This window comes from Pseudoclavibacter endophyticus, assembly GCF_008831085.1.
GTDB classification, from domain to species: Bacteria; Actinomycetota; Actinomycetes; order Actinomycetales; family Microbacteriaceae; genus Pseudoclavibacter; species Pseudoclavibacter endophyticus.
Window position 1 is genome coordinate 1,759,181 of record NZ_WBJY01000001.1, and the last position, 24,517, is coordinate 1,783,697.

Consider the following 24,517-nt stretch of genomic DNA (forward strand, 5'->3'; position numbering starts at 1 on the left):
TGACGCGCGTCAGCCGGTCGGCTCCGGCATGATGCGGTAGCCCTGGCGAGCGTCATAGCCGTGGATCTCGCGGGTGTCGAGCACGGCCATGAAGGCGAGCACGTCCGGCGTGATGACCTGTCCGGGTACGAGCACGGGGAACCCCGGGGGATACGGCGTGACGAATCCCGCCGATACCGGGCGCTCGCCCGCGGCGACCCGCCTGCGGAGCTCCTCGCCGGGCACGAGCTCGACCTGGCCGCCGCGCAGTCCCGCGTAGTAGGCGGTGCGGATGTCACCGTCGGGCAGTCCGTCGGCCGCGCGATACCCGCCCGCGAACTCGCTGAAATCAGGGAGCGGGGGGAGTGAGCGGTCGGCCGGCTCCGCCGCCGACGTCGGCGGAACCTCGTCGTCCTGGAACTGCTCGGCCAGCTTGACGAGCACCTCGATGAGGTAGGCGACGGCGCTTCGCGACGTGCCGATATTGGTCATGAACAGCACCGTGTTCTGGCTCGTCTTATTGACCTGGATGCCGTAGCGATCCATGAGGTACTCGTGCTTGAAGGTGTCGCCGTCGACGCCGGTTCGCGTGATCTCGACCGTGATGCGGCTCGGGTCGACCACGAACTCGTCACCCGCCCACGCCTCCCACATGGTCGAGAGCCCGTCGCGATGGGGCATCGGGCGCTTCGAACTGCGGTACTCGGCGGGCACGAGGTCGTGGGTCGTGAGCACCCGGAAGGTCTTCTTGAGGAGGGGATGCCTCGCGACGGCGTGCGCGACGCTCGTGGCCAGGTCGAGCTGACGCTGCACGAGTTCGAAGCCCTCCAGCTCGACCTGACGGCGGCCGATGTCGAGCGAGGCGAGGATCTGGTAGTTCGGCGACGTCGACGTGTGCGTCATATAGGCCTCGTGGAAGGCCTCCTCCGCCTCGGTGCGCCACACTTGATCGCGCACGTGGATCATCGACCCCTGTCGCAGCGCCGTGAGCGTCTTGTGCGTCGACTGCGTCGCGTAGACGCGGAGCGTCGCGTCGGGCGGCACCAGCAGCTGCTCGCCGAGCCACACGTCGTCTGGGACGGGCTCGCCGGTCTCCGCATCGAAGAGCCGGGCGCGCTGCTTCGCGTAGGCATCGGCGTGCTCGGCGCTCCGTTTCAGCGCCTCGAGCTGCTTCGCGGCTGACATTGCGGTGCGCCGGCGGGTCACGGGATGGAAGGCCGCGAACGCGAACCATGCCTCATCCCACAGGAAGACGAGGTCGGGCTTGATTGCGAGACACTCGGCCATGACGCGCTCCGGGTCGTAGACGATGCCGTCGAACGTGCAGTTCGTCAGGGTGACCATGCGCACCTCGTCGAGCCGGCCGGCCGCACGATAGTCGAGCAGCAGCTGCTTGATGCGATTGACGGGGACCGCGCCGTAGAAGGCGTAGTCGTTGAGGGGATAGGCGTCGAGGTAGGCGACCCGTGCGCCCGACAACATGAGGGCATGGTGGTGTGACTTGTGGCAGTTGCGGTCGACGATGACGATGTCGCCCGGGGCCGTGACGGCCTGGTGCACGATCTTGTTCGCCGTCGAGGTGCCGTTCGTCACGAACCAGGTCGTGTCGCTGTGAAAGGCGCGCGCCGCGAGTTCCTGCGCCTTCTTGAGCGTGTGCACGGGCGCCAGCAGCGAGTCAAGGCCGCCTGACGTCGCGCTCGTCTCGGCGAGCAGCAGGTTGAGGCCGTAGAAGTCGGCCATGTCGCGGATCCACTTCGAGCCGACGACCGAGCCGCCGCGCGAGACGGGCAGCGCGTGGAACACGCCGGCCGGACGGCGCGCGTGCTCCTGGATCGCTGTGAAGAATGGCGCGTCGTAGACATGCGAGATGCGGCGCAGGAAGGAGAGGTGCATCTCGAAGCGGTCTTCGCGCCGGAACACCCGACGGAACCGACGCGAGAGCGCCCCGGCGAGGTCCTCGATGTGCGCGCCCGCCACGAGGTAGAGGTCGAGCTCGGGCCGGATGCCGCGCAGCGTATCCGCGAGCGACACGATGCGCTGGATCGAGGCGAGTTGCGTCGACGTGCCCCGGGACGAGCGCCCCTTCCCCGTTCCGCCGTACTGCTCGTAGGCGAGCGTGATCGTGCGTCTGAGGTCCCGGCTGAGCGCCTGCGTTGACCGGCCGGTGAAGCCCGGCCTGATGACGCACACCTGCAGATTGGGGTTCGTGAGCGCGGCGGCGATCGCATCTTCGACGCTCGGCACGATGACGAGGTCGTAGATGAAGTCGTCGGCCTCGGCGCGCATCCGGAGCATCTCGATTTTCAGATTGTCGCGATCGGCAGGGCTCATCTCGTCGACGACGAGCACCTCGAAACGCGGGCGTGCATCGGCCGATGCGTCGATGCCTTCGTCGGCGAGCTTCGCCGCCTGCTCGCTCTCGCCTGGACGCTCCGGGGCATCGAGCGAGCCGCTCCCACGCATGCGCTGCATGACGGGGCCGATGCGATCGAGCGCGGCCCGGTATTCGCCGGCGTCGATGAGCGAGCGGATGCTCTTGACGTACCGCTGCCCGAATCCCGCCCAGTACATCTCGACGGTCTCGAGCGCACGGAGCGAGCGGTGGATCTCACTGAGCCCGGCCGCGTCACTGAGGTCGGTGTCGCCGCGTGCGAGCAGTCTCACCGCATACCGCACATATTCCCAGGCGTCGAGTCGAAGGCGCCACACGCTCGCCGGCATGCCCGGGTTCGGTTCGAGTTCGCGCACGACCGGGCCATCGGGAGAGTGCTGCATGCGGCGTGTCCTTCAACCGTCGTTGGATGCGTCGATCGCGCATCGCAGAACGGTGCATCGCAGAACCGTGCGTCGCGAGCGCGGTGTCGATCAGCGTAGCCGCACGGAAACGGCCGCGACCCGCCCGGACTCGTCGTGCGCCCGCTCGTGACGACGTGTGACGCGTCTCAGCGTGGCGGCGCGGGCCGGTGAGGAGCCGTGCAGTAGGAGAAGAAAGGCGGACGACGCAAGCTGCGCGCGGTGCCGGCTGTGGGACTCGAACCCACACACCCTCTCGGATAACGCATTTTGAGTGCGTCGCGTCTACCGTTCCGCCAAGCCGGCTGACCTGAGCGCTGCAACGATACCGTAGGCTCCTCATGTGACCGAAGAAGCAAACCAGGCCCCGCGCAGGGTCGTCGTCGCCGAAGATGAATCGCTGATCCGACTCGACATCGTCGAGATCCTCCGCGATAACGGGTTCGACGTTGTCGGAGAGGCCGGCGACGGCGAGACCGCCGTCGCGCTCGCGAACGAACTGCGCCCAGACCTCGTGGTGATGGACGTCAAGATGCCCCAGCTCGACGGCATCTCGGCCGCCGAGCAGCTGGCGAAGAACAACGTCGCGCCCGTCGTGCTGCTGACGGCGTTCAGCCAAAAGGAGCTCGTCGACCGCGCAACTGAGGCGGGCGCCCTCGCCTACGTCGTCAAGCCGTTCACGCAGAACGATCTGCTCCCAGCCATTGAGATCGCGCTGGCCCGTCACCAGCAGATCCTCGCCCTCGAATCCGAGGTCGCCGACCTCGCCGAGCGCTTTGAGACCCGGAAGCAGGTCGACCGCGCGAAGGGGCTGCTCACGGCGAAGATGGGGCTTTCGGAGCCGGAAGCGTTCCGGTGGATTCAGAAGGCGTCGATGGATCGTCGCCTGACGATGCTCGAGGTCGCCCAGGCCGTCATCTTGCAGCTCGCTCCGCCGAAGAAGGGCAAGGACGGCGGCAAGGACAACGACGGCGCCGACGGCAACGACGGCGCCAAGGACTCGGCGTAGCCCGACTCGGCCTCTCCGGTGCCGCGCACCGGCCCCTATCGCGCCCCGCGCACCGGCCGCAGCATGTTCGTGATGCGGACCGTGGAGCACCGGCGGCCGCGTGCGTCGGTGATCACGATCTCGTGAACCGCGAGACTGCCGCCCAGATGGATGGCACGGCAGACGCCCGTGACGAACCCGCTCGAGGCCGACCCCGTGTGCGTCGCGTTGAGGTCGACCCCGAGCGCCATACGCTCGGGCAGCGCGTGCGCGTTGGCAGCGAACGAGCCGAGTGACTCGCCGAGCACGCAATACGCGCCGCCGTGCATGAGCCCGAGCGGCTGCGTGTTGCCGTCGACCGGCATGACCGCGATGGACTCCTCGGCGTCGAGCTTCACGTACAGCACCCCGAGCCGTCGTGCGAGATCGACGTGGTGGTCGCCGAACCCGCCGAACCGACTTCGCAGCGCGTCCTGATCGGGAATCTCGTAGCCGTTGACCTCTGCCGGGGTCTCGGCGTAGGGGTAGGGCGGGAACGTCGTCGCGCTCGCGTCGGCCATGCTGCTCCTCGGTGGCGGCGATAGGCTGCCGGGGTGACAGCGCCCGAAAAGCCTACGCTCATGGTCATCGACGGCCACTCGCTCGCCTACCGCGCCTTCTTCGCGCTGCCGGTCGACAGCTTCGTGACGAACGACGGCCAACACACCAACGGCATCCACGGGTTCATCTCCATGCTCGTGCTGCTGTTGCAAAACGAGCAGCCGACGCACCTCGCTGTCGCGTTCGACATCTCTCGTCACTCGTTCCGCACGCGTGAGTACGCCGACTACAAGTCGACGCGTGACGTGACGCCGCCGGAGTTCAAGGGGCAGGTGCCGCTGCTGCAGGATGCGCTGCGCGCGATGGGCATTCCGACGCTCACGAAAGAGGACTACGAGGCCGACGACATCCTCGCAACGCTCGCCCGCAAGGGCCGCGAGGAGGGGTTCAACGTGCTCCTCGTCTCGGGCGACCGCGACACCATTCAGCTCGTGAACGACGAGGTCACGCTGCTGTACCCGTCGACGCAGGGCGTTTCGCAGCTCAAGCGCTACACGCCGGATGCCGTCGTCGAGCGATACGCCGTGCGTCCGGAGCAGTACCCCGATGTCGCCGCCCTCGTGGGCGAGAAGTCCGACAACCTTCCGGGCATCCCGAAGGTGGGAGAGAAGACGGCCGCGAAATGGCTCGCGAAATGGGGATCGCTGCAGGGCATCCTCGACCATCAGGACGAGATCACGGGCAAGGTGGGCGAGTCATTCCGCGAGCACCAGCAGGAGGCGGTTCGCAACCGAAAGCTGAACCGGCTCGTCGATGACATCGATCTTCCCGTTGAGCCGGGCGACCTGGCGCGCGGCCCCATGAACACGACGGCGATCCGGGAGGTGTTCACGCGCCTGCAGTTCCGCACACTGCAGGAGCGAATCCTCGCGCTGGCCGAGAGCAACGGGGCCGAGACGTCGGCACCCCCGCAGGCGGCCGCCCCCGTCCGCGCGGAGCTGCTCGACGAAGAGCTCGAGCGCTGGCTCGAGACGGCCGTAGCGGCGTCGCCGGAAGGGCTTGCGCTGACGGTGCGCACGCTCGAGGGCATCGTCACCGAGGTCGGCATCTCGGGCCCGGACGAGGCGACGTTCCTCACCTGGATTCCCGGCCGGGCCGACTACGCCCCCTTTGAGTCGTGGCTCGCGAGCGGTGCTCCCAAGATCATGTTCGACGCGAAGGCGCAACTGAAGGCACTCCTCCGGGCGGGCCTGGCGGTCGGTGGCGCCATCGTCGATGGCCAGATCGCGTCGTGGCTCGCGCGGCCCCAGAATCCGCCCAAGCGCCTCGCGGAGTTCGTACAGCAGCAACTCGACGAGGCACTGCCGGAGGGCGACCCGAACGAGCTCGTGCCGCCCGAGGACGCCGTCTCGTTCGCCGCCTCCGACGCATGGTTCGTGCGACGGGCGACCCTCGAGGCGCTCGCCCGACTCGATCCCGGCTCACGCGGGGTCTTCGACGACATCGAGGCACCGCTGCTGACGGTACTTGCGCGCATGGAGCTCGACGGCGTCGCGGTCGACCGCTCCTTCCTGCAGGCGCTCATCGACGAACAGCGGGCGAAAGTCGAGGGGTTGCGCACGGCTGCCCTCGAGGCCGCCGGTGTCGAGAGCGTCAACCTCGGCTCGCCCAAGCAGTTGCAGGAGGTGCTGTTCGATCGGCTCGGCATGCCGAAGACGCGCAAGACGAAGACCGGGTACTCGACCGACGCTGACGCGCTCGCCGAGCTGGAGCGGTCGAACCCGCACCCATTCCTCGGCGCGCTCCGCCTCTACCGCGACACCACGAAGCTGCTGCAGATCGAAGAGACCCTCATGAGGGCGATCATCGTGGGCGAGGCGCCGGGCAGCGACCGGATCCACACGACCTACGTGCAGGTCGGCTCGGCGTCGGGTCGTCTGAGCTCGAACGATCCGAATCTGCAGAACATCCCGATCCGCTCGTCGGAGGGACGGCGCGTCCGGCAGGCCTTCACGCACGGGGGCGAGTTCGAGACGCTGCTGACCGCCGACTACTCACAGATCGAGATGCGCATCATGGCGCACCTCTCGGGCGACGAGCAGCTCATTGCGGCGTTCAACGCGGGGGAGGACCTGCACCGCTTCGTGGGGGCGCGCGTGTTTCACGTCGATCCGGCCGATGTGACGCCTGAGATGCGTTCGAAGGTCAAGGCGATGTCGTACGGCCTCGCCTACGGGCTCAGCGCGTTCGGGCTCTCGAAGCAGCTGCAGATCGAGGTCGCGGAGGCGAAGGGCCTCATGGAGGACTACTTCACCCGCTTCGGCAAGGTCCGCGACTACCTGCGCGGTGTCGTCGAGCAGGCCACGGAGAACGGATACACCGAGACGATCTTCGGTCGCCGCCGCCCGTTTCCCGACCTCAAGTCAACGAACCGGCTCGCGCGCGAGAACGCCCAGCGCGCGGCCCTGAACTCGCCGATCCAGGGGTCTGCCGCCGACATCATCAAGCGCGCGATGATCGCGATCGACACACGGGTGCGGGCAGCGGGCCTTTCGAGCCGGATGCTTCTCCAGGTGCACGATGAACTGGTCTTCGAGGTCGCTTTTGGCGAGACCGAGGTACTCGAGGCGCTCGTCCGCACCGAGATGTCGGGTGCGGCCGAGCTCGCGATGCCGCTCGACGTGCAGGTCGGCATCGGGCCGAACTGGGATGCGGCCGCCCACTAGGGACGCCGAGGGCGAGGGGACGGGCAGGTGATCGGCGCGGTGTCCGACTTCTTCCTCGGGTTGCGCCTGTTCGTGCGCGGATTCGGGATGTGGGGCCGCAGCCCGAGGCTCATGGCGCTCGGGGCGATCCCCGGGCTCATCGTGAGCGCGGTCTATCTCGCGGCAATCGTCACGCTGGCGGTCTTCGTCCCGGGAATTGCGGAGTGGGCGACGCCATTCGCCGACGAGTGGGATGCCGTCTGGCGAGACGGCGTCCGCGTGCTCGTCGGCGTCGCGATCGTCGCGGCCGCAATCGCGGTGGGCGCGCTCACGTTCGCCGCCGTCACCCTCACGGTCGCGTCGCCGTTCTCCGAACAGATCGCCCGGCTGACCGATCGCCGACTCGGCGCGGCGCCGGAAGGCGCGGACGAGCGCTTCTGGACGGCGCTCGGCCGCGGCATCGGCGACGGCGTCGTGCTCGTCGGCACTGCGCTCCTCTCGGGCGTCGCCGTGTTCCTGCTCGGCCTGATCCCGCTCGTCGGCGGAGTGCTCGGCTGGACGACCGGCGCGGTCCTCGGCGGCCGGGCTCTCGCCATCGAGCTGACGGGAACCCCTGGTGATGATCGCGGCCTGACGCTGACGCAGCGCCAGCGCCTGCTCGCGAGCCGGCGCGCCCTGTCGCTCGGCTTCGGCATCGGCGCGTACCTGAGCTTCCTCGTGCCGGGCGGCGCCGTCGTCGCGACGCCGGCGCTGAGTGCCGGCGGCGTCCTGCTGCTGCGAGAGCTCGTGGGGGAGCCGACGCAGCCGACGCCGCCTCCGCGCACGACGCAGCCGACCCGGGAGCGCTGACGGTCCGTCCGGTGACCACGACGCGCACGCGCAGCGCGCTCGTTCTTCGGCGGTGCGACCCAGAAGCCGCGCGGCGAGCCGGTGACAGCGATCGCGCAGCGACGCCGCTGCTCGCCCCTCCACGAGGTCGAGCGGCCGCCCCATTACGCTGACGCAATGATCGACGACGCCCCGCGCCCGCAGACCGACATCGATCGCGTCGCCGAGGAGTGGATGGGCACCGAGGTCCAGCTCGAGCCGGAGCGGCGTGTCGAGCTCGGCCTCCCGGGCGACCAGAGCGAGTACGGCGACCTGTCACCCGACCGTTTCGAGGCCCGTCGCGAGGCCGTGACGGCGACGCTTCGCAGACTCGACGACGCGTCACCCGTCGACGAGGTCGATCGGGTGACGCTGCTCGAACTGCGTCGCACCCTCCGTCTCGCGCTCGACGAGCTCGCGGCCGGCGTCGGCTACCGCGACCTCAACAACATCGCCTCGCCCGCACAAGCGGTGCGCATGGTCTTCGACCTCATGCCGAGTGACACGGATGACGACCGCGCCGCGATCGCGCGACGCATGGCGAACATCCCCGCCGCCCTCGGCGGGTACCTCGAGACGCTTCGAGAAGGCGTTCGGCGGGGGATCGTGCCCGCCAGACGCCAAGTCGCCGAGGTCGTCGCCCAGGTCCGTGAGTACGCCAAGCCCGACGGCTTCTTCGCGACCCTCGCGGTCGCCACGGGCTCGAGATCCGGCATCGGCGCGGCAGCGTCCCTCGCCGTCGACCTGGAGCGGGGTGCGGCGGCAGCTCAACGGGCGTACGCCGATCTCGCCGATGTGCTTGCGCGCGAGCTCGCCCCCGTCGCGGCCGAGACGGACGCCGTCGGACGCGAACACTATGCACTCGCATCGCGGTCGTTCCTCGGCGCCGAGATCGACCTCGATGAGACCTACGAGTGGGGACTCGACGAGCTCGCCCGAATGACCGGTGAACAGGAGGCGGTCGCGAACGAACTCGTGCCGGGCGGCACGGTCGCCGATGCGATCGCCCGGCTCGAGGGAGACCCGTCGCGGAAGCTGCACGGCACCGAGGCGCTGCGCGCGTGGATGCAGGAGACGAGCGACCGTGCGATCGACGAGCTCGGCCGCACGCACTTCGACATCACCGCACCCATGCGCACGCTCGAGTGCCGCATCGCGCCGACACAGGAGGGCGCGATCTACTACACCGGTCCGAACGATGACTTCTCACGGCCGGGACGCATGTGGTGGTCGGTCGCGCCCGGTGTCACGGCGTTCGATACGTGGCGCGAGCTCACCACCGTCTACCACGAGGGCGTTCCAGGGCATCACCTGCAGATCGCGCACGCGATCGCCCGCAAGGACCACCTCAATTCATGGCGCCGCAACAACTGGACGAGCGGCCACGGAGAGGGATGGGCACTGTACGCCGAGCGCCTCATGGCGCAGCTCGGTTACCTCGACGACCCGGCCGATCGGCTGGGCATGCTGGACGCCCAGCGCATGCGCGCCGCCCGAGTCGTGCTCGACATCGGCGTGCACCTCGGCAAACGCGTGCCCGCCTCCGCGGAGATCGGCGTGGCCCAGGTGTGGGACCACGACGTCGCGCTCGAGTTCCTGCGCCGCAACGTCAACATGCCGGATGCGTTCGTTCGATTCGAGGTGAACCGGTACTTCGGCTGGCCGGGACAGGCCCCGTCGTACAAGGTCGGTCAGCGCATCTGGGAGGAAGTTCGCGCCCGCGCAGAGGCGGCCAGGGGCGCCGCGTTCGATCTGCGCGCGTGGCACACCCGCGCGCTCGACCTCGGTGGTGTCGGCCTCGACACGCTGCGCACCGTCGTCGCGCGGTGACCGCGAGCGCCGGTGACCGCGAGCGCTGGTCACCGCGAGCGCGGAAGTTGTGGGCGCCGGAGCAACGCATGGGCCGTCGCCACAGGGAACCCGCCCACCTGCATCGAGGCGCCGTATGCTGATCGCACCGAGACGAAGGGGTCGAGGCCACCGATGACGATCGCCGCGGAACGAGGCGCTCCACGAGGGAGCACCGCGCAGCGCATGCGCGACCTCGTCGCCGCGTCGCGCCGTCGTTCGCTTCGCCTCCTCGGCTCGCCCGACCGAGCGCAGCCGGCCGTCGATGCGGCGGAGGCCGACCTCGATCGCCGACGCGCGGGGCATCCGCTCGCACCCGTCTACGACGTCCTGCACACCCTGCTGGTGCAGCCCGCGACGGCAACGGGACTCATCGTGGCGATCACGGATGCGGCCGGTCGTCTCGTGTGGGTCGAGGGAGACGACGCGACCCTGCGCCGCGCGGAGGGCATGGCGTTCGTGCCGGGCGCCGACTGGTCGGAGCGCACGGTGGGGACGTGCGCGCCGGGCACGGCCCTCGAGACCGGCGATGCCGTGCAGGTCGCCGGCCGCGAACACTTCGCTCCGGCCGCGCAGGCGTGGAGCTGCAGCGCCGTCCCCGTCCGCAGGCCCGGATCGGGGGAGCTGCTCGGCGTCATCGACGTCACGGGCGGTACCGACGCGATCGGGCCCCACACCATTCCGCTCCTGCGGGCCGCCGCCGCGGCGGCCACGACCGAGCTGCACGTCCGGGCCCTGGCCCAGGGGAGTGGGTCGATACGCTCAGCGCTCAACGGGCACGCGTCCGGCGAGGCGCGCGCGCCGGCCCGGCTCCACCTGCGCCTGCTCGGGCGCGACCGTGCCGAGCTCGCCGCGTCGAACGGCGCCCGCATCGAGCTCACCCCGCGGCACAGCGAGATCATGTTGCTGCTGGCGACCCACCCGTCCGGACTCTCGGGCCCGGAGCTCGCGGCCGAGCTGTACCGCGACGACGGCAATGCCGTGACCCTGCGCGCCGAGGTCACGCGGCTGCGCGCCGCGCTCACCAGACTCGACCCTGGCATCCGGCTCGCCTCGCAGCCGTACCGGTTGAACGCCGAACTCGGCACCGACGCCGACGACGTCCTGCGTTCCATCGACCGCGGCGCGCACCGCAGGGCCCTGCGTGACTACGCGGGTGCACCGCTTCCCGGTTCAGAGGCGCCGGGCGTCGAGGCGATTCGCGCGCGCACGACAACGACGTTGCGCGAGGCGGTGCTCGGTCACGGAAACGCCGAGGCGGTCATCGCCCTCCTCGAACGACCGGGCCACGCCGACGACATCGAGGCCAACTTGCTCGCCCTCAGGCTGCTGCCACCGCGCTCGCCGCGGCGCGCCGCAATCATCGCGCGGCTCGATGCCCTCGGCGCATAGCGGCAAGCCCGGCCTTTCGCCTCGACCGCATCCCTTCGCGCGTCACGGGCACCGCCCGGTCCGCGGCCGTTCGCCGTCGCAACCGTGTTGCAACCCTCCGCTGCATAGGCTGCGCGAATCGCGCACCCGCGCGATGCCAGCACCCGACAACGACGTCGAAGGAGCACGAATGTCTGTGTACGCGAACCCCGGGACCGACGGATCGGTCGTCTCGTTCAAGCCCCGCTACGAGCACTGGATCGGCGGCGAATGGACCGCCCCCGCGAAGGGCCAGTACTTCGAGAACGTGACCCCGGTGACAGGGCAGGTCTTCACCGAGATCGCGCGAGGTACGGCCGAGGACATCGAGGCAGCGCTCGACGCCGCCCACGCGGCGGCGCCCGCGTGGACCACGACGAGCCCGACCGAGCGCGCGATTATCCTCAACAAGATTGCAGACCGCATCGAGGAGAACCTCGAACTGCTCGCGGTCGCGGAGACCTGGGACAACGGCAAGGCCGTGCGCGAGACCCTGAACGCCGATCTCCCCCTCGCCGTCGACCACTTCCGCTACTTCGCAGGTGCGATCCGAGCGCAGGAGGGCACCCTCAGCCAGCTCGACAATGACACGACCGCCTACCACTTCCACGAGCCCCTCGGCGTGGTGGGGCAGATCATCCCGTGGAACTTTCCGATCCTCATGGGCGTCTGGAAACTGGCGCCCGCGCTCGCCGCAGGCAACTGCGTCGTGCTCAAGCCCGCCGAGCAAACGCCCGCATCGATCCTCGTGCTGATCGAGCTCATCGCCGACCTCCTGCCGCCGGGAGTGGTCAACATCGTCAACGGTTTCGGCGTCGAGTGCGGCAAGCCGCTCGCCTCGAACCCCCGCATCGCCAAGGTCGCGTTCACCGGCGAGACGACGACGGGCCGCCTCATCATGCAGTACGCCTCGCAGAACATCATCCCCGTCACGCTCGAGCTCGGCGGCAAGAGCCCGAACATCTTCTTCGACGACGTCATGGCGCACGATGACGCGTACTGGGACAAGGCGCAGGAGGGCTTCACGCTCTTCGCCCTCAATCAGGGCGAGGTCTGCACGTGTCCGTCGCGGGCCCTCATCCAGTCATCGATCTATGACCGTTTCCTCGACACGGTCGCCGAGCGCACGTCCCGCATCGTGCAGGGCAACCCCCTCGACACCGAGACCATGATGGGCGCGCAGGCATCGAACGATCAGCTCGAGAAGATCCTCAGCTACATCGACATCGGGACGCAGGAGGGCGCGAAAATCCGTATCGGCGGTGCCCGCGCCGAACTCGGCGGCGAGCTCGAGGGCGGGTTCTACGTGCAGCCGACCATCTTCGAGGGCGACAACTCCATGCGCATCTTCCAAGAGGAGATCTTCGGGCCCGTGGTCGCCGTGACGGCGTTCGACGACTACGACGACGCGATCGCCATCGCGAACGACACGCTGTACGGCCTGGGCGCGGGCGTGTGGACGCGGAACGGCAACACCGTCTACCGAGCGTCCCGCGCAATCCAGGCCGGGCGCGTGTGGGTGAACCACTTTCACAACTACCCGGCGCACTCGGCCTTCGGCGGCTACAAGTCGTCGGGCATCGGGCGCGAGAACCACCTCATGATGCTCGACCACTACCAGCAGACGAAGAACGTGCTCGTGAGCTACAGCGAGCAGAAGCTCGGATTCTTCTGACGCGTCCCGCACCCCACGAACGACACTGGCAGCGGTCGCCGCGGGCTTCGCGACGCCGCTGACGGCGCGCCCGGACGTCCACGTGCATCTGGGCGCGCACCGTTCATCACCCACCGCTCACCACTCTGGAGGCCCGCATGTCTGAAACCGGAGCGCTTGCGTCGACGCCGACGATCCCGGGCGAGACCGCATCTCGCGTCGCATTGACGCCCGCGGCGATCTCGCTGCTGCAGCAGCTCGCCGCGACGCACGGCCCGCTCATGTTCCATCAATCGGGCGGATGCTGCGACGGCTCCGCGCCCATGTGCTACCCGGCCGGTGAGTTCATGACCGGCGACGCCGACGTGCTGCTCGGCGTCTTCGAACTGCCGGGTTCGTCCGGTCCCGACGGAACGCAGACGGAGCCGAGCACGCTCGAGTTCTGGATGTCGCGCGAGCAATTCCGCTACTGGGAGCACACGCGCCTCACGGTCGACGTTGTCGACGGCCGGGGCGCCGGCTTCTCGCTCGAGGCCCCGGAAGGAAAGCGCTTCCTCATCCGCTCCGAGCTCGTCGATCCCGCCGGCCGACCGCGCCCGAACGGCTCGCAGGACCGACCGGCCGGTACGGGCCAGGCCGACTAGCCAGACGCCTCCGGCCCGCCCGACGTGCCGGCCGGTCCGGCGCCATCGGCCGGCTCGCTCCCCGCGTCGCCGCCCCTGTTCCAAGGCAGCGGGGCGCCGACGCCCTTCGGCGCCAGCGGGATCACGACGACGGGCCGGTGCTGCCAGTGCGACAGCCGGGCGGCGACCGAGCCGTTGAAGAACTCGTGGATCGATCCGCGCAACCCCTCGCGCGTGCCGACGATGATCATGAGTGCCTCACGGTCATCGGCCAGCCCGATGAGCGACCGCGCCGGGTCGCCGACGCGCCCGACCGCCGACCATTCGACGGCGTGGCCGTCGAGCAGCGGCCGGATCTCAGCCGTCAGCTGCTCGCCCGCCGTCTGCTCGATCTCGTCGATGACCTCGGGCGCAAGCGGGGTGGCGACAAACGTCGCGTCGGGCACGGGGCTCACGAGCGCGCTCGCAGCATCCACGTATGCGAAGAGCAGCGAGGCACGGAATCGTTCGGCGAACTCGACGGCGCTCGGAACCACGGCCGCGGTGCGACCGGGAATGACGCCGACGATGATGGTGGGGGACGCGGCTGCAGGGCTCATGATGACCTCCTTCGGTCATTGTGCCCCCGCTCACTGCGATCCGTCCGCAGTCTCGGGCGTGTCTGATGCGAGTCGCCGCGACACGCTGAGGCGGCCGGCGCCCAGCTTGTCAGAACTTGGACCGACCGGCTAAGCTTGACGGGCACTCCTGTGCGTTTCCTATCCGTTTTCTCCTCGACGGATGCGCCCGTCGCGGTCATCGTGGCAGGCCCGTCGGGGCCGAGCATCCCCAATCCGGAGCACAAGCTACATGACCATTACTACGACCGATCAGGCAACCAAGCAGGTCGCCATAAATGACATCGGATCTGCTGAGGACTTCCTTGCCGCGGTCGAATCGACGATGAAGCACTTCAACGACGGCGACCTCATCGAAGGTACCGTCGTTCGCATCGACCGGGACGAGGTTCTCCTCGATGTCGGCTACAAGACCGAGGGCGTCATCCCCTCGCGCGAGCTCTCCATCAAGCACGACGTCGACCCAACGGAGGTCGTCGAGGTCGGCGACGCCGTCGAAGCCCTTGTGCTCCAGAAGGAGGACAAAGAAGGCCGACTGATCCTTTCGAAGAAGCGCGCGCAGTACGAGCGCGCGTGGGGCGACGTCGAGAAGATCAAGGAAGACGACGGCGTCGTCACCGGTACGGTCATCGAGGTCGTCAAGGGTGGCCTCATCGTCGACATCGGCCTGCGCGGCTTCCTGCCCGCGTCGCTCATCGAGCTGCGCCGCGTCCGCGATCTCTCGCCGTACCTCGGTCAGGAGCTCGAGGCCAAGATCCTGGAGCTCGACAAGAACCGCAACAACGTCGTGCTCTCGCGCCGAGCGCTCCTTGAGCAGACCCAGTCCGAGACCCGCGCCAACTTCCTGAACAACCTTCAGAAGGGCCAGGTCCGCAAGGGCGTCGTCTCGTCGATCGTCAACTTCGGCGCGTTCGTCGACCTCGGCGGCGTCGACGGCCTCGTGCACGTCTCGGAGCTTTCGTGGAAGCACATCGACCACGCAAGCGAGGTCGTTGAGGTTGGCCAGGAGGTCACCGTCGAGATCCTCGAGGTCGACCTCGACCGCGAGCGCGTTTCGCTCTCGCTGAAGGCGACCCAGGAAGACCCGTGGCAGGTGCTCGCCCGCACGCACGCCATCGGCCAGATCGCGCCAGGGAAGGTCACCAAGCTCGTTCCCTTCGGTGCGTTCGTCCGCGTCGCCGACGGCATCGAGGGCCTCGTGCACATCTCGGAGCTCTCGACCGGTCACGTTGAGCTCGCCGAGCAGGTCGTCTCGGTCGGCCAGGAGCTGTTCGTCAAGATCATCGACATCGATCTCGACCGCCGCCGCATCTCACTGTCGCTCAAGCAGGCGAACGAGGGCGTCGACCCCGAGGGCACCGAGTTCGACCCCGCGCTCTACGGCATGCTCGCCGAGTACGACGAGCAGGGCAACTACAAGTACCCCGAAGGCTTCGACCCCGAGACCAACGAGTGGAAGGAAGGCTTCGAGGAGCAGCGCGACGCCTGGGAGCAGGAGTACGCCCTGGCCCAGTCGCGTTGGGAGGCCCACAAGAAGCAGGTCGTCGCGACGCTCGAGAACGAGCAGGTGGCTGAGCCGACGACGACCCCCGTCAGCGCGTCGTCGTTCGCGACTGACTCGAACGGCGTCGGCACCCTCGCCGATGACGAGTCGCTCGCTGCGCTGCGAGAGAAGCTCTCGGGCAGCTAAGCACTGCGGATCCCGGTGCGCCTGGCGCGCATCCGCGCATGAATGGCCGGTCCCCTCGGGGGCCGGCCATTCCGCGTCGCATCGTTGACTAGGGTGTCGGGCAAGGGACACGGCCCGATCACGGCCCGTTGAGGGGAGTCGACGATGACCACCATCGCACTGACCGGCGGCATCGCCTCCGGCAAATCGACGATCGCGAACCACCTGCGCGAGCTCGGTGCCGTGATCCTCGACGCCGACCACTTCGCGCGGATGGCCGTCGGCGCTGGGATGCCCGCCCTCGCGGCGATCCGCGCCCACTTCGGCGACCGGGTCATCCGACCGGACGGCTCGCTCGACCGCCCGGCGCTTGCGGCGATCGTCTTCGCCGACGAGGAACAGCGCGCCGTGCTCAATGGCATCACCCACCCGGAGATCGCACGTCTGACCCTCGCCGCAAAGGCGGAGGTGCGCAGCGGCGACCCGAACGCGATCATCGTGCACGACATCCCCCTCCTCCTGGAAGCTCGCCACAACTACGACTACGACGAGATCTGGGTCGCCGATGCGCCGGCTGAGGTCCGCCTCGAGCGCCTCGTCGACGAACGCGGCCTCGATCGCGCAGAGGCTGCCCGCCGCGTCGGCTCGCAGGCCACCGATGAGCAGCGGCGGCGCATCGCGGATGTGCTCTTCGACACGACCGAGACGCTCGACGAGACGTTGGCACACGTCGAACGGGAGTGGGCCCGCGTGAGTGCGGCGGCGCTCACCGACACCGACGAGCGCTACGGGGCCTGAGCTGCGACGTCGACCCACTCCTCGCCGAGCCGCTCCAGGGCCGTCGCGCCCTGGGTGAGGGCCGCGACGCGGGCCTCGACCTCTCCCAGCGCCGACTCGATGTCCGGCACCGCAAGGCGCAGGCGCACGCCGGCCGCACCGTATTCGCCGTCGAGCAGCACGATGCCGGCCGTGCGCAGCTCGTGCTCCCAGCGCCCCGCGTCCGCGTGAGGCGCGTCGAGGGCGAGGATGCGTCGGCGCTCGCGCGCGACGAACGTCGCCCGATCGAGCGCGCTCGTGACGGCCTCGGAGTAGGCGCGTACGAGCCCACCGGCGCCGAGCAGCACGCCGCCGAAGTACCGGATCACGATCGCGACGACGTCGCTGAGGTCGGCGCCGCCCGCGTCGTCGGCGCCGCGCCCGACTCCGGTGTCCCGCTGAACGAGCGCGTCGAGCATCGGCGTGCCGGCGGTCCCGGCCGGCTCGCCATCGTCGCTCGAGCGCCGCACGCGGCGGTCGGCCCCGAGCACGAAGGCCGAACAGTGGTGCCGCGCAAGCCGGTGACCGGCCCTCGCCTCCGCGACCGCGTCGCGCGCCGCCTCCTCGCTGGCGACTCGGCGCAGGCGGCAGAGAAACCGCGAGCGCTTGACTTCGAGCTCGTGGTCGACCGGGCGCCCGAGGACGGCGAAGCGGACGGGTCCGCCCGTCGGGCGTCTGGCTGAGGAGGACACGGAGCGAGTGTAGGTGGAGGTGCCACGCCGCGGTGGTTCGGGCTTCGCCCGCCGCGAAGGGGACACCCGGTGTCCGCGGTCGGTCGTAGTCTTGTTCCCATGGAACCGACGCGGATCGTTCGCCCATTCGAGGTCGTCAGCGAGTACCAGCCTGCGGGCGATCAGCCGCGCGCCATCGGCGAACTCGCGTCTCGATTGAACGCCGGAGAGGCCGATGTCGTGCTGCTGGGTGCCACCGGGACCGGCAAATCGGCGACCACGGCGTGGCTCATCGAGCAGGTGCAGCGGCCGACCCTCGTCATGGCGCACAACAAGACGCTGGCGGCGCAGCTGGCGACCGAGTTCCGCAGCCTGCTGCCGAACAATGCCGTCGAGTACTTCGTTTCGTACTACGACTACTACCAGCCAGAGGCCTACGTGCCGCAGACCGATACGTTCATCGAGAAGGACAGCTCGATCAACGAGGAGGTCGAGCGCCTGCGCCACTCGACGACGAACTCGCTGCTCAGCCGCCGCGACGTCGTCGTGGTCTCGACCGTCTCGTGCATCTACGGCCTCGGCAAGCCCGAGGAGTACTACGAGGCGATGCTGCCCCTCCGCGTCGGCGACGTCGTGCCGCGGAAGGAGCTGCTGCGCCGGTTCGTCGGCATGCAGTACACCCGCAATGACGTCGCGTTCCAGCGGGGCACGTTCCGCGTTCGGGGCGACACGATCGAGATCATCCCGATGTACGAAGAGTTGGCGATCCGGATCGAGATGTTCGGTGACGAGATCGACGCCCTTTCCGCGCTCAACCCGCTGACCGGCGACGTCGTGCGGGAGCTCGACTCGGTGAGCGTCTTCCCCGGATCGCACTACGCGGCATCGAACGAGTCCATGCAGCGGGCCATGCGGGGTATCCGCGACGAGCTCGATGAGCGGCTCGCGCAGTTCGAGCGGGAGCAGAAGCTGCTCGAAGCGCAGCGGTTGCGCATGCGCACCACGTTCGACCTCGAGATGATGGAGCAGATCGGGTTCTGCTCCGGTATCGAGAACTATTCACGGCACATCGACGGGCGCCAGCCCGGTGAGGCGCCGCACTGTCTCCTCGATTACTTTCCCGACGACTTCCTCCTCGTGATCGACGAATCGCACGTGACCGTGCCGCAGATCGGCGCGATGTACGAGGGCGACGCGTCGCGCAAGCGCACCCTCGTCGAACACGGATTCCGCCTCCCGAGCGCCCTCGACAACCGGCCACTGACCTGGGAGGAGTTCAAGGATCGGGTCGGCCAGACCGTCTACCTCTCGGCGACACCCGGCAAGTACGAGCTGTCGCAGGCCGACGGGGTCGTCGAGCAGATCATCCGCCCGACCGGCCTCGTCGACCCGGAGATCGTCGTCAAGCCGGCAAAGGGCCAGATCGACGATCTTCTCGAAGAGATCCGGCAGCGGACCGAGCGCGACGAGCGCGTGCTCGTCACGACGCTCACGAAGAAGATGTCAGAGGAGCTCACCGACTTCCTCGGCGAGAACGGTGTACGCGTTCGATATCTGCACGCCGACGTCGACACCCTCCGGCGAGTCGAACTCCTGAGCGAGCTCCGCGCGGGGGTGTACGACGTGCTCGTGGGCATCAACCTGCTGCGCGAAGGGCTCGACCTGCCGGAGGTGTCGCTCGTCGCCATTCTCGACGCCGACAAGCAGGGATTCCTGCGCAGCGCGACCTCACTCATCCAGACGATCGGGCGTGCCGCCCGGAACGTCGACGGCCAGGTCATCATGTACGCCGACGAGCGCAGCGCGGCGATGAACGAGGCCATCGAAGAGACGACGCGGCGTCGCGAGAAGCAGGTCGCCTACAACACCGAGCGCGGCGTCGACCCGCAGCCGCTGCGCAAGAAGATCGCCGACATCACCGAATCGCTCGCCCGCGAAGGCCGTGACACCGCCGAGATGCTCAGGGGCCGAGAGTCGCGGAAGTCATCGCCGACGCCGGGTCTGAAGCGCGAAGGCATCGCGGCATCGGGCGCGGCCGAGTTCGACGCGCTCATCGCAGACCTGAATCAGCAGATGCTCGCGGCCGCGGCTGAGCTCAAGTTCGAGCTCGCAGCCCGGCTGCGCGACGAGCTCGCCGACCTCAAGAAGGAGCTGCGGGCGATGGAGGCGGCCGGGCACGCGTGACGCCGGGGATCCGGTCTCGACCACCAAGGGCGCTGCGCCGTGGGCGATCAGGACCGGGAATGTCCGCGGGTGGTGCCTAGAATGCCCGGGTGACGACGACAGATACGGCCCTGGCCCCGCGCGACGCCGACGCGCACTCCCACCCTCGCCCGACGTCCTCGGGCGCGGTCCAGCCCACGATGGGCACCGGCCCCATGTCGTCGATCCGTATCGCGGGGGCCCGCGTGCACAATCTCAAGAGCGTCGACCTCGAGGTGCCGCGCGACAGCCTCATCGTGTTCACGGGGCTTTCGGGTTCGGGGAAGTCGTCGCTCGCGTTCGACACGATCTTCGCGGAAGGCCAGCGCCGGTACGTCGAGTCGCTCTCCTCCTACGCCCGCATGTTCCTCGGGCAGGTCGATCGGCCCGATGTCGACTTCATCGAGGGACTCAGCCCGGCCGTGTCGATCGATCAGAAATCGACCAACCGCAACCCGAGATCGACGGTCGGCACGATCACCGAGATCTACGACTATCTCCGCCTGCTCTGGGCCCGCATCGGCGTGCCGCACTGCCCGGAGTGCGGTGAGGTCATCGCCCGCCAGACCGTGCAACAGATCGCCGATCACCTCATGGAGCTCGAGACGGGCACGCGGTTCCAGGTGCTGGCCCCCGTCGTGCAACAGAAGAAGGGCGAGTTCACCGACCTCCTCTCCGAGCTCGGCACCCAGGGGTTCGCCCGGGCGATGGTCGACGGCGAGCGCGTGCAGTTGTCGAACCCGCCGAAGCTCAAGAAGTCGTACAAGCACGACATCTCCGTCATCGTCGACCGCCTCGTCTCCGGTCCCGATCTCCTCGACCGCCTCACCGACTCGCTCGAGACCGCGCTGCGGCTCGCGGGCGGGGTTGTGCAGATCGAGTACGTCGACCGCGGCGACGAGCCTGGCGAGTCCGGAAACGCCATCGAGAGCTTCAGCGAGTCGCTCTCGTGCCCGAACAACCACCCGATCGCGCTCACCGAGATCGAGCCGCGCACGTTCTCGTTCAACGCCCCCTTCGGCGCTTGCCCCGAGTGCGACGGCCTCGGCACGAAGCTCTCGGCCGATCCGGAGCTGCTCCTCGGCGACCCGGGCGCCTCGATCGCTGAGGGCGTGATCATTCCGTGGACCTCGCAGGGCAAGAAGCTCTACCAGTACTACGAGCGCCTCATGGTCGGCCTCGCCGACGAGCTCGACTTCTCGCTGAACACCCCGTGGAACAAGCTCCGCGAGGGCGTTCGGCAGGCGATCCTGTACGGCCGCGACTACCGCGTCAAGGTCAAGTACCGCAACCGATTCGGCCGACACCTCACCTACTCGTCGGGGTTCGAGGGCGTCATGCCCTACATCGAACGGCAGTACACCGAGGCCGACAGCGACAGCGCACGCGCCCGGTGGAGCGAATACCTGCGCGAGATCCCCTGCGGCGCCTGCAACGGCGCGCGCCTTCGGCCCGAGGTGCTCGCCGTCAAGGTGCACGGCCACAGCATCGCCGACCTGACGGTCATGTCGATCGACGATTGCCTGCGGTTCGTCAACGGCGTCCAGCTCACGACGCGCGAGGCGATGATCGCCGAGCAGGTGCTGCGCGAGATCCGCGCCCGACTCTCGTTCCTCGTCGAGGTGGGCCTGTCGTACCTCGATCTCGCGCGGTCGGCCGGAACCCTCTCGGGTGGCGAAGCCCAGCGTATCCGCCTCGCCACGCAGATCGGCTCCGGCCTCACGGGCGTGCTCTACGTACTCGACGAGCCTTCGATCGGCCTGCACCAGCGCGATAACCGCCGTCTCATCGAGACACTCGTGAAGCTGCGCGATCTCGGCAACACCCTCATCGTCGTCGAACACGACGAAGACACGATCCGCACGGCCGACTGGCTCGTCGACATCGGCCCTGGAGCCGGCGAGCGAGGCGGCGAGGTCGTCCACTCGGGCGGCTTCGACGAGCTCGTCGCCAACACCAGCTCGATCACGGGCGACTACCTGGCAGGGCGTCGCGAGATCGAGGTGCCGACGAAGCGGCGGAAGGTCGACCGCAAGCGCCAGCTCAAGGTCGTCGGTGCCCGGGCCAACAACCTCCAGGGCGTTGACGTCGCCTTCCCGCTGGGCGTGTTCGTCGCCGTCACCGGTGTGAGCGGTTCCGGCAAGTCGAGCCTCGTGAACGACATCGTCTACCGCGTGCTCGCGACGAAGCTCAACCGCGCCCGCATGGTGCCGGGCAAGCACACACGGGTCACCGGCCTCGAGCACCTCGATAAGGTCGTGCACGTCGACCAGGCGCCCATCGGTCGCACACCGCGTTCGAACGCCGCCACCTATACCGGGGTCTTCGACCGCATCCGCAACCTCTTCGCCGAGACCCCCGAGGCCAAGACCCGGGGCTATTTGGCGGGCCGGTTCTCGTTCAACGTGAAGGGCGGCCGGTGCGAGGCGTGCTCGGGCGACGGCACGCTCAAGATCGAGATGAACTTCCTCCCCGACATCTACGTGCCCTGCGAGGTCTGCGGCGGCTCGCGCTACAACCGTGAAACTCTCAGCGTGCACTACAAGGGCAAGAACATCGCCGAGGTGCTCGACATGCCGATCGCCGAGGCGGCCGAGTTCTTCGAGCCGATCACCGCGATCCACCGTTACCTGAAGACGCTCGTGGAGGTCGGGCTCGGCTACGTGCGGCTCGGCCAGTCGGCGACGACGCTCTCGGGCGGCGAGGCGCAGCGCGTCAAGCTCGCGACAGAGCTGCAACGGCGCTCCAACGGCCGAACCATTTACGTGCTCGACGAGCCGACCACGGGGCTGCATTTTGAGGACGTCCGCAAGCTGCTGATCGTGCTGCAGAGCCTCGTCGATCGCGGCAACAGCGTGATCGTGATCGAGCACAACCTCGACGTCATCAAGTCCGCCGATCACCTGATCGATATGGGGCCGGAGGGCGGCTCGGGGGGCGGCACGGTCGTCGCGACGGGCACGCCCGAAGAGGTCGCGCGGGTCGCCGAGAGCCACACCGGCCGCTTCCTCGCGGAGGTCCTCGGCCCCCGCGATGGCACATCCGTCGCCGGTCGCCAGGTCAACGCCGGCGGCGCCGCGTAGCCGTGGCCACCCACGTTCCCTACCGACCGCGCACCGGTGACATCCCGAACTCGCCGGGCGTCTACCGATTCCTCGGCGAGAACGGCCGGATCCTCTATGTCGGCAAGGCGAAGAGCCTCCGCCAGCGCCTGAGCAACTACTTCGCACCGCTCGACACGCTGCACGAGCGCACGCGCCACATGGTGACGGCCGCCTCCTCCGTTGAATGGACCGTCGTCCAGAACGAACGCGAGTCGCTGCAGCTCGAGTACACGTGGATTCAGCAGCACAAGCCGCCCTTCAACGTGCGGCTGAAAGACGACAAGAGCTACCCGTACCTCGCCGTCACGCTCGCCGACGAGTCGCCCCGCGTCATGGTCACCCGCAACCACCGGATCCGGGGCGCCAGGTACTTCGGTCCCTATCCCAAGGTGTGGTCGGTCAACGAGGTCATCGACCTCATGGTGCGCGTCTTCCCGATTCGTACCTGCAACGACGCGAACTACAAGCGAGCCATGCAGTCGGGGCGACCGTGCTTCGCCGGGCAGATCGGTCGGTGCGGAGGGCCGTGCTCACAGCGACAGTCGATCGAGCAGCACCGTGTCGCCATCAACGACTTCATCGGCTTCATGGAGCGGTTCGACCGCTCGATCATCGGCGAGTTCGAGCGGCGGATGCGCGAGGCCGCGGCTGCCCAGCGGTATGAAGAGGCGGCGAAGTACCGGGACCGGATCGCCGCAGTCGAGAACGTGCTCCAGAAGAGCGCCGTCGTGTTGCCCGACGACACCGAGCTCGACGTGTTCGCGATAGCGACCGATGAGCTGTCTGCGGCCATTCAGCTGTTCTCGGTGCGCGGGGGTCGCATTCGCGGTGTACGGGGCTGGGTGCTCGACACCGAGCTCGACCTCGACGAGGGCACGATCATCCAGCAGTCGATGCAGCAGGTCTACGGCGGGGTCGACGGCGACGGCGAGCGACCGCCGAACGAAGTGATCGTGCCGACGATGCCCGAGGAGGCCGAGGCACTGCAGGAGTGGCTCGAAGAGCGCCGCGGCGGACGAGTCAGGCTCCGCACGGCCAAGCGCGGCCCGAAGGCCGACCTCCTGCACACCGCGGCGATCAACGCGACCGAATCGCTCGGGCAGTACAAGCTCAAGCGAACCGCCGACTACGCGGCACGCGCGGACGCCCTGGCCGAGCTGCAACGTGCGCTCGAACTCGACGAGGCGCCCCTCCGCATCGAGTGCTTCGATGTCTCGCACCTGCAGGGCACTGGGGTCGTCGCCTCGATGGTGGTCTTCGAGGACGGGCTTCCCCGCAAACCCCATTACCGGCGCTTCAACATCGCCGAGACTCGCGACGACACCGACTCCATCCATCAGGTGCTCACGCGGCGACTCGCGCACCTGAAGGCGGCAGAGACCGAGGGTGCGGCAGGAGCGGCGGCGGCCGCCGTCGCCGACGTCGGTGCAACCCCTTCGGGGGCGCCGGATGCGAGCGGCGACGCGCCGGTCGTGCACGACCGCACCAGCGCGCGGTTCGCCTACCGGCCGCAGTTGCTCCTCGTCGACGGCGGTCAGCCCCAGGTGGCGGCGGCGAAGCGTGCCCTCGACGAGTCCGGGCTCACGGGCATCGCCGTCGCGGGCATCGCGAAGCGATTGGAAGAGCTGTGGCTCCCCGACGACTCGTTCCCGGTGATCCTGCCGCGCGGCTCCGAGGCCCTCTTCCTCGTGCAACGGCTCCGCGACGAAGCGCATCGCTTCGCCATCGCCCACCAGCGCGCCAGGCGTAAACGCGACATCGCGACCGTGCTGAGCGAGGTGCCCGGTCTCGGCCCCGCGCGCATCCGTGCGCTCCTCAGGCACTTCGGTTCCGTGACCCGCCTCCGCGCCGCGAGCGAGGCGGAGCTCGGGGCGGTCCCGGGTGTCGGGCCGACGACCGCCGCGGGCATCCTGCGCGCACTCGCTCCGTCGAGCGCCGGCGTGGATGACGCGAGCGCCGCGACCGACGATCGGGATCTCGCAGACGGGGGAGCGGTCAGCTTCGATTCGCCGCTTCGGTAGGCTTGCTTCG

Annotated in this window: 15 protein-coding genes, 1 tRNA gene and 1 pseudogene; 12 read left to right on the plus strand and 5 right to left on the minus strand. The window is 68.7% G+C overall.

The genetic code is table 11. From position 1 onward, the window contains the following. Positions 1-9: 9 nt before the first annotated feature. Both F8O04_RS07905 and F8O04_RS07910 read right to left on the minus strand, forming a co-directional pair. Positions 10-2,754 carry an aminotransferase class I/II-fold pyridoxal phosphate-dependent enzyme gene (locus F8O04_RS07905; RefSeq protein WP_158028700.1) on the minus strand — a complete coding sequence of 915 codons (2,745 nt, stop codon included), beginning with the start codon at positions 2,752-2,754 and terminating at the stop codon, positions 10-12. 241 nt (positions 2,755-2,995) lie between these two features. Beyond that, a tRNA-Leu gene (locus F8O04_RS07910) sits at positions 2,996-3,078 on the minus strand. 37 nt (positions 3,079-3,115) lie between these two features. Here F8O04_RS07910 and F8O04_RS07915 point away from each other — a divergent pair. After that, positions 3,116-3,712: pseudogene (locus tag F8O04_RS07915) on the plus strand (ANTAR domain-containing response regulator); the annotation flags it as partial. A gap of 104 nt (positions 3,713-3,816) precedes the next feature. Here the strand turns inward: F8O04_RS07915 and F8O04_RS07920 are convergent. Further along, positions 3,817-4,320, minus strand: coding sequence for a hotdog fold thioesterase (locus F8O04_RS07920; RefSeq protein WP_158028701.1), 504 nt, complete (start codon positions 4,318-4,320; stop codon positions 3,817-3,819). A gap of 60 nt (positions 4,321-4,380) precedes the next feature. On the opposite strand from F8O04_RS07920, the gene polA reads away from it, so the two are divergent. The 6 genes from polA to F8O04_RS07950 all read left to right on the plus strand — a co-directional run bounded on the left by polA (position 4,381) and on the right by F8O04_RS07950 (position 13,428). Further along, positions 4,381-7,026 (plus strand): DNA polymerase I, encoded by a 2,646-nt coding sequence (gene polA / locus F8O04_RS07925; RefSeq protein WP_188726448.1) that lies wholly within the window; start codon positions 4,381-4,383, stop codon positions 7,024-7,026. A gap of 27 nt (positions 7,027-7,053) precedes the next feature. Next, a complete protein-coding gene (locus F8O04_RS07930) occupies positions 7,054-7,854 on the plus strand; it encodes an EI24 domain-containing protein (protein ID WP_192497427.1) in 801 nt (266 codons plus the stop codon). A gap of 156 nt (positions 7,855-8,010) precedes the next feature. Next, positions 8,011-9,702: a DUF885 domain-containing protein gene (locus F8O04_RS07935; RefSeq protein WP_158028704.1), complete on the plus strand. Its 1,692-nt coding sequence runs from the start codon at positions 8,011-8,013 to the stop codon at positions 9,700-9,702. A 204-nt stretch (positions 9,703-9,906) separates the two neighbouring features. Then, positions 9,907-11,112 carry a GAF domain-containing protein gene (locus tag F8O04_RS07940; protein ID WP_188726210.1) on the plus strand — a complete coding sequence of 402 codons (1,206 nt, stop codon included), beginning with the start codon at positions 9,907-9,909 and terminating at the stop codon, positions 11,110-11,112. Between the two features lie 169 nt (positions 11,113-11,281). Next, on the plus strand, positions 11,282-12,805 hold the full coding sequence (gene exaC / locus F8O04_RS07945) for an acetaldehyde dehydrogenase ExaC (RefSeq protein WP_158028706.1): 1,524 nt from the start codon (positions 11,282-11,284) through the stop codon (positions 12,803-12,805). Between the two features lie 137 nt (positions 12,806-12,942). Next, positions 12,943-13,428 carry a DUF779 domain-containing protein gene (locus F8O04_RS07950; protein ID WP_158028707.1) on the plus strand — a complete coding sequence of 162 codons (486 nt, stop codon included), beginning with the start codon at positions 12,943-12,945 and terminating at the stop codon, positions 13,426-13,428. On the opposite strand, the gene F8O04_RS07955 is transcribed toward F8O04_RS07950, so the two are convergent. Then, positions 13,425-14,006, minus strand: coding sequence for a universal stress protein (locus tag F8O04_RS07955; protein ID WP_158028708.1), 582 nt, complete (start codon positions 14,004-14,006; stop codon positions 13,425-13,427). The genes F8O04_RS07950 and F8O04_RS07955 overlap by 4 nt on opposite strands. A gap of 250 nt (positions 14,007-14,256) precedes the next feature. Here F8O04_RS07955 and rpsA point away from each other — a divergent pair, with 250 nt between their 5' ends. Both rpsA and coaE read left to right on the plus strand, forming a co-directional pair. Next, a complete protein-coding gene (gene rpsA / locus F8O04_RS07960; RefSeq protein WP_158028709.1) occupies positions 14,257-15,714 on the plus strand; it encodes a 30S ribosomal protein S1 in 1,458 nt (485 codons plus the stop codon). 144 nt (positions 15,715-15,858) lie between these two features. Then, positions 15,859-16,491, plus strand: a complete 633-nt coding sequence (coaE, locus tag F8O04_RS07965; protein WP_158028710.1) for a dephospho-CoA kinase — start codon at positions 15,859-15,861, stop codon at positions 16,489-16,491. Here the strand turns inward: coaE and F8O04_RS07970 are convergent. Then, the gene (locus F8O04_RS07970) at positions 16,479-17,201 is read right to left on the minus strand and encodes an IMPACT family protein (protein ID WP_158028711.1); all 723 of its coding nucleotides are present in this window, start codon (positions 17,199-17,201) and stop codon (positions 16,479-16,481) included. The two genes, coaE and F8O04_RS07970, sit on opposite strands and share 13 nt — an antisense overlap. Positions 17,202-17,300: 99 nt before the next feature. Between F8O04_RS07970 and uvrB the strand changes: the two genes are divergently transcribed. The 3 genes from uvrB to uvrC all read left to right on the plus strand — a co-directional run bounded on the left by uvrB (position 17,301) and on the right by uvrC (position 24,507). After that, positions 17,301-19,364, plus strand: a complete 2,064-nt coding sequence (gene uvrB / locus F8O04_RS07975) for an excinuclease ABC subunit UvrB (RefSeq protein ID WP_158028712.1) — start codon at positions 17,301-17,303, stop codon at positions 19,362-19,364. Between the two features lie 179 nt (positions 19,365-19,543). Beyond that, positions 19,544-22,465 carry an excinuclease ABC subunit UvrA gene (gene uvrA, locus F8O04_RS07980; protein WP_158029159.1) on the plus strand — a complete coding sequence of 974 codons (2,922 nt, stop codon included), beginning with the start codon at positions 19,544-19,546 and terminating at the stop codon, positions 22,463-22,465. A gap of 2 nt (positions 22,466-22,467) precedes the next feature. Continuing rightward, positions 22,468-24,507, plus strand: a complete 2,040-nt coding sequence (gene uvrC, locus F8O04_RS07985) for an excinuclease ABC subunit UvrC (protein WP_158028713.1) — start codon at positions 22,468-22,470, stop codon at positions 24,505-24,507. Positions 24,508-24,517 lie beyond the last annotated feature (10 nt).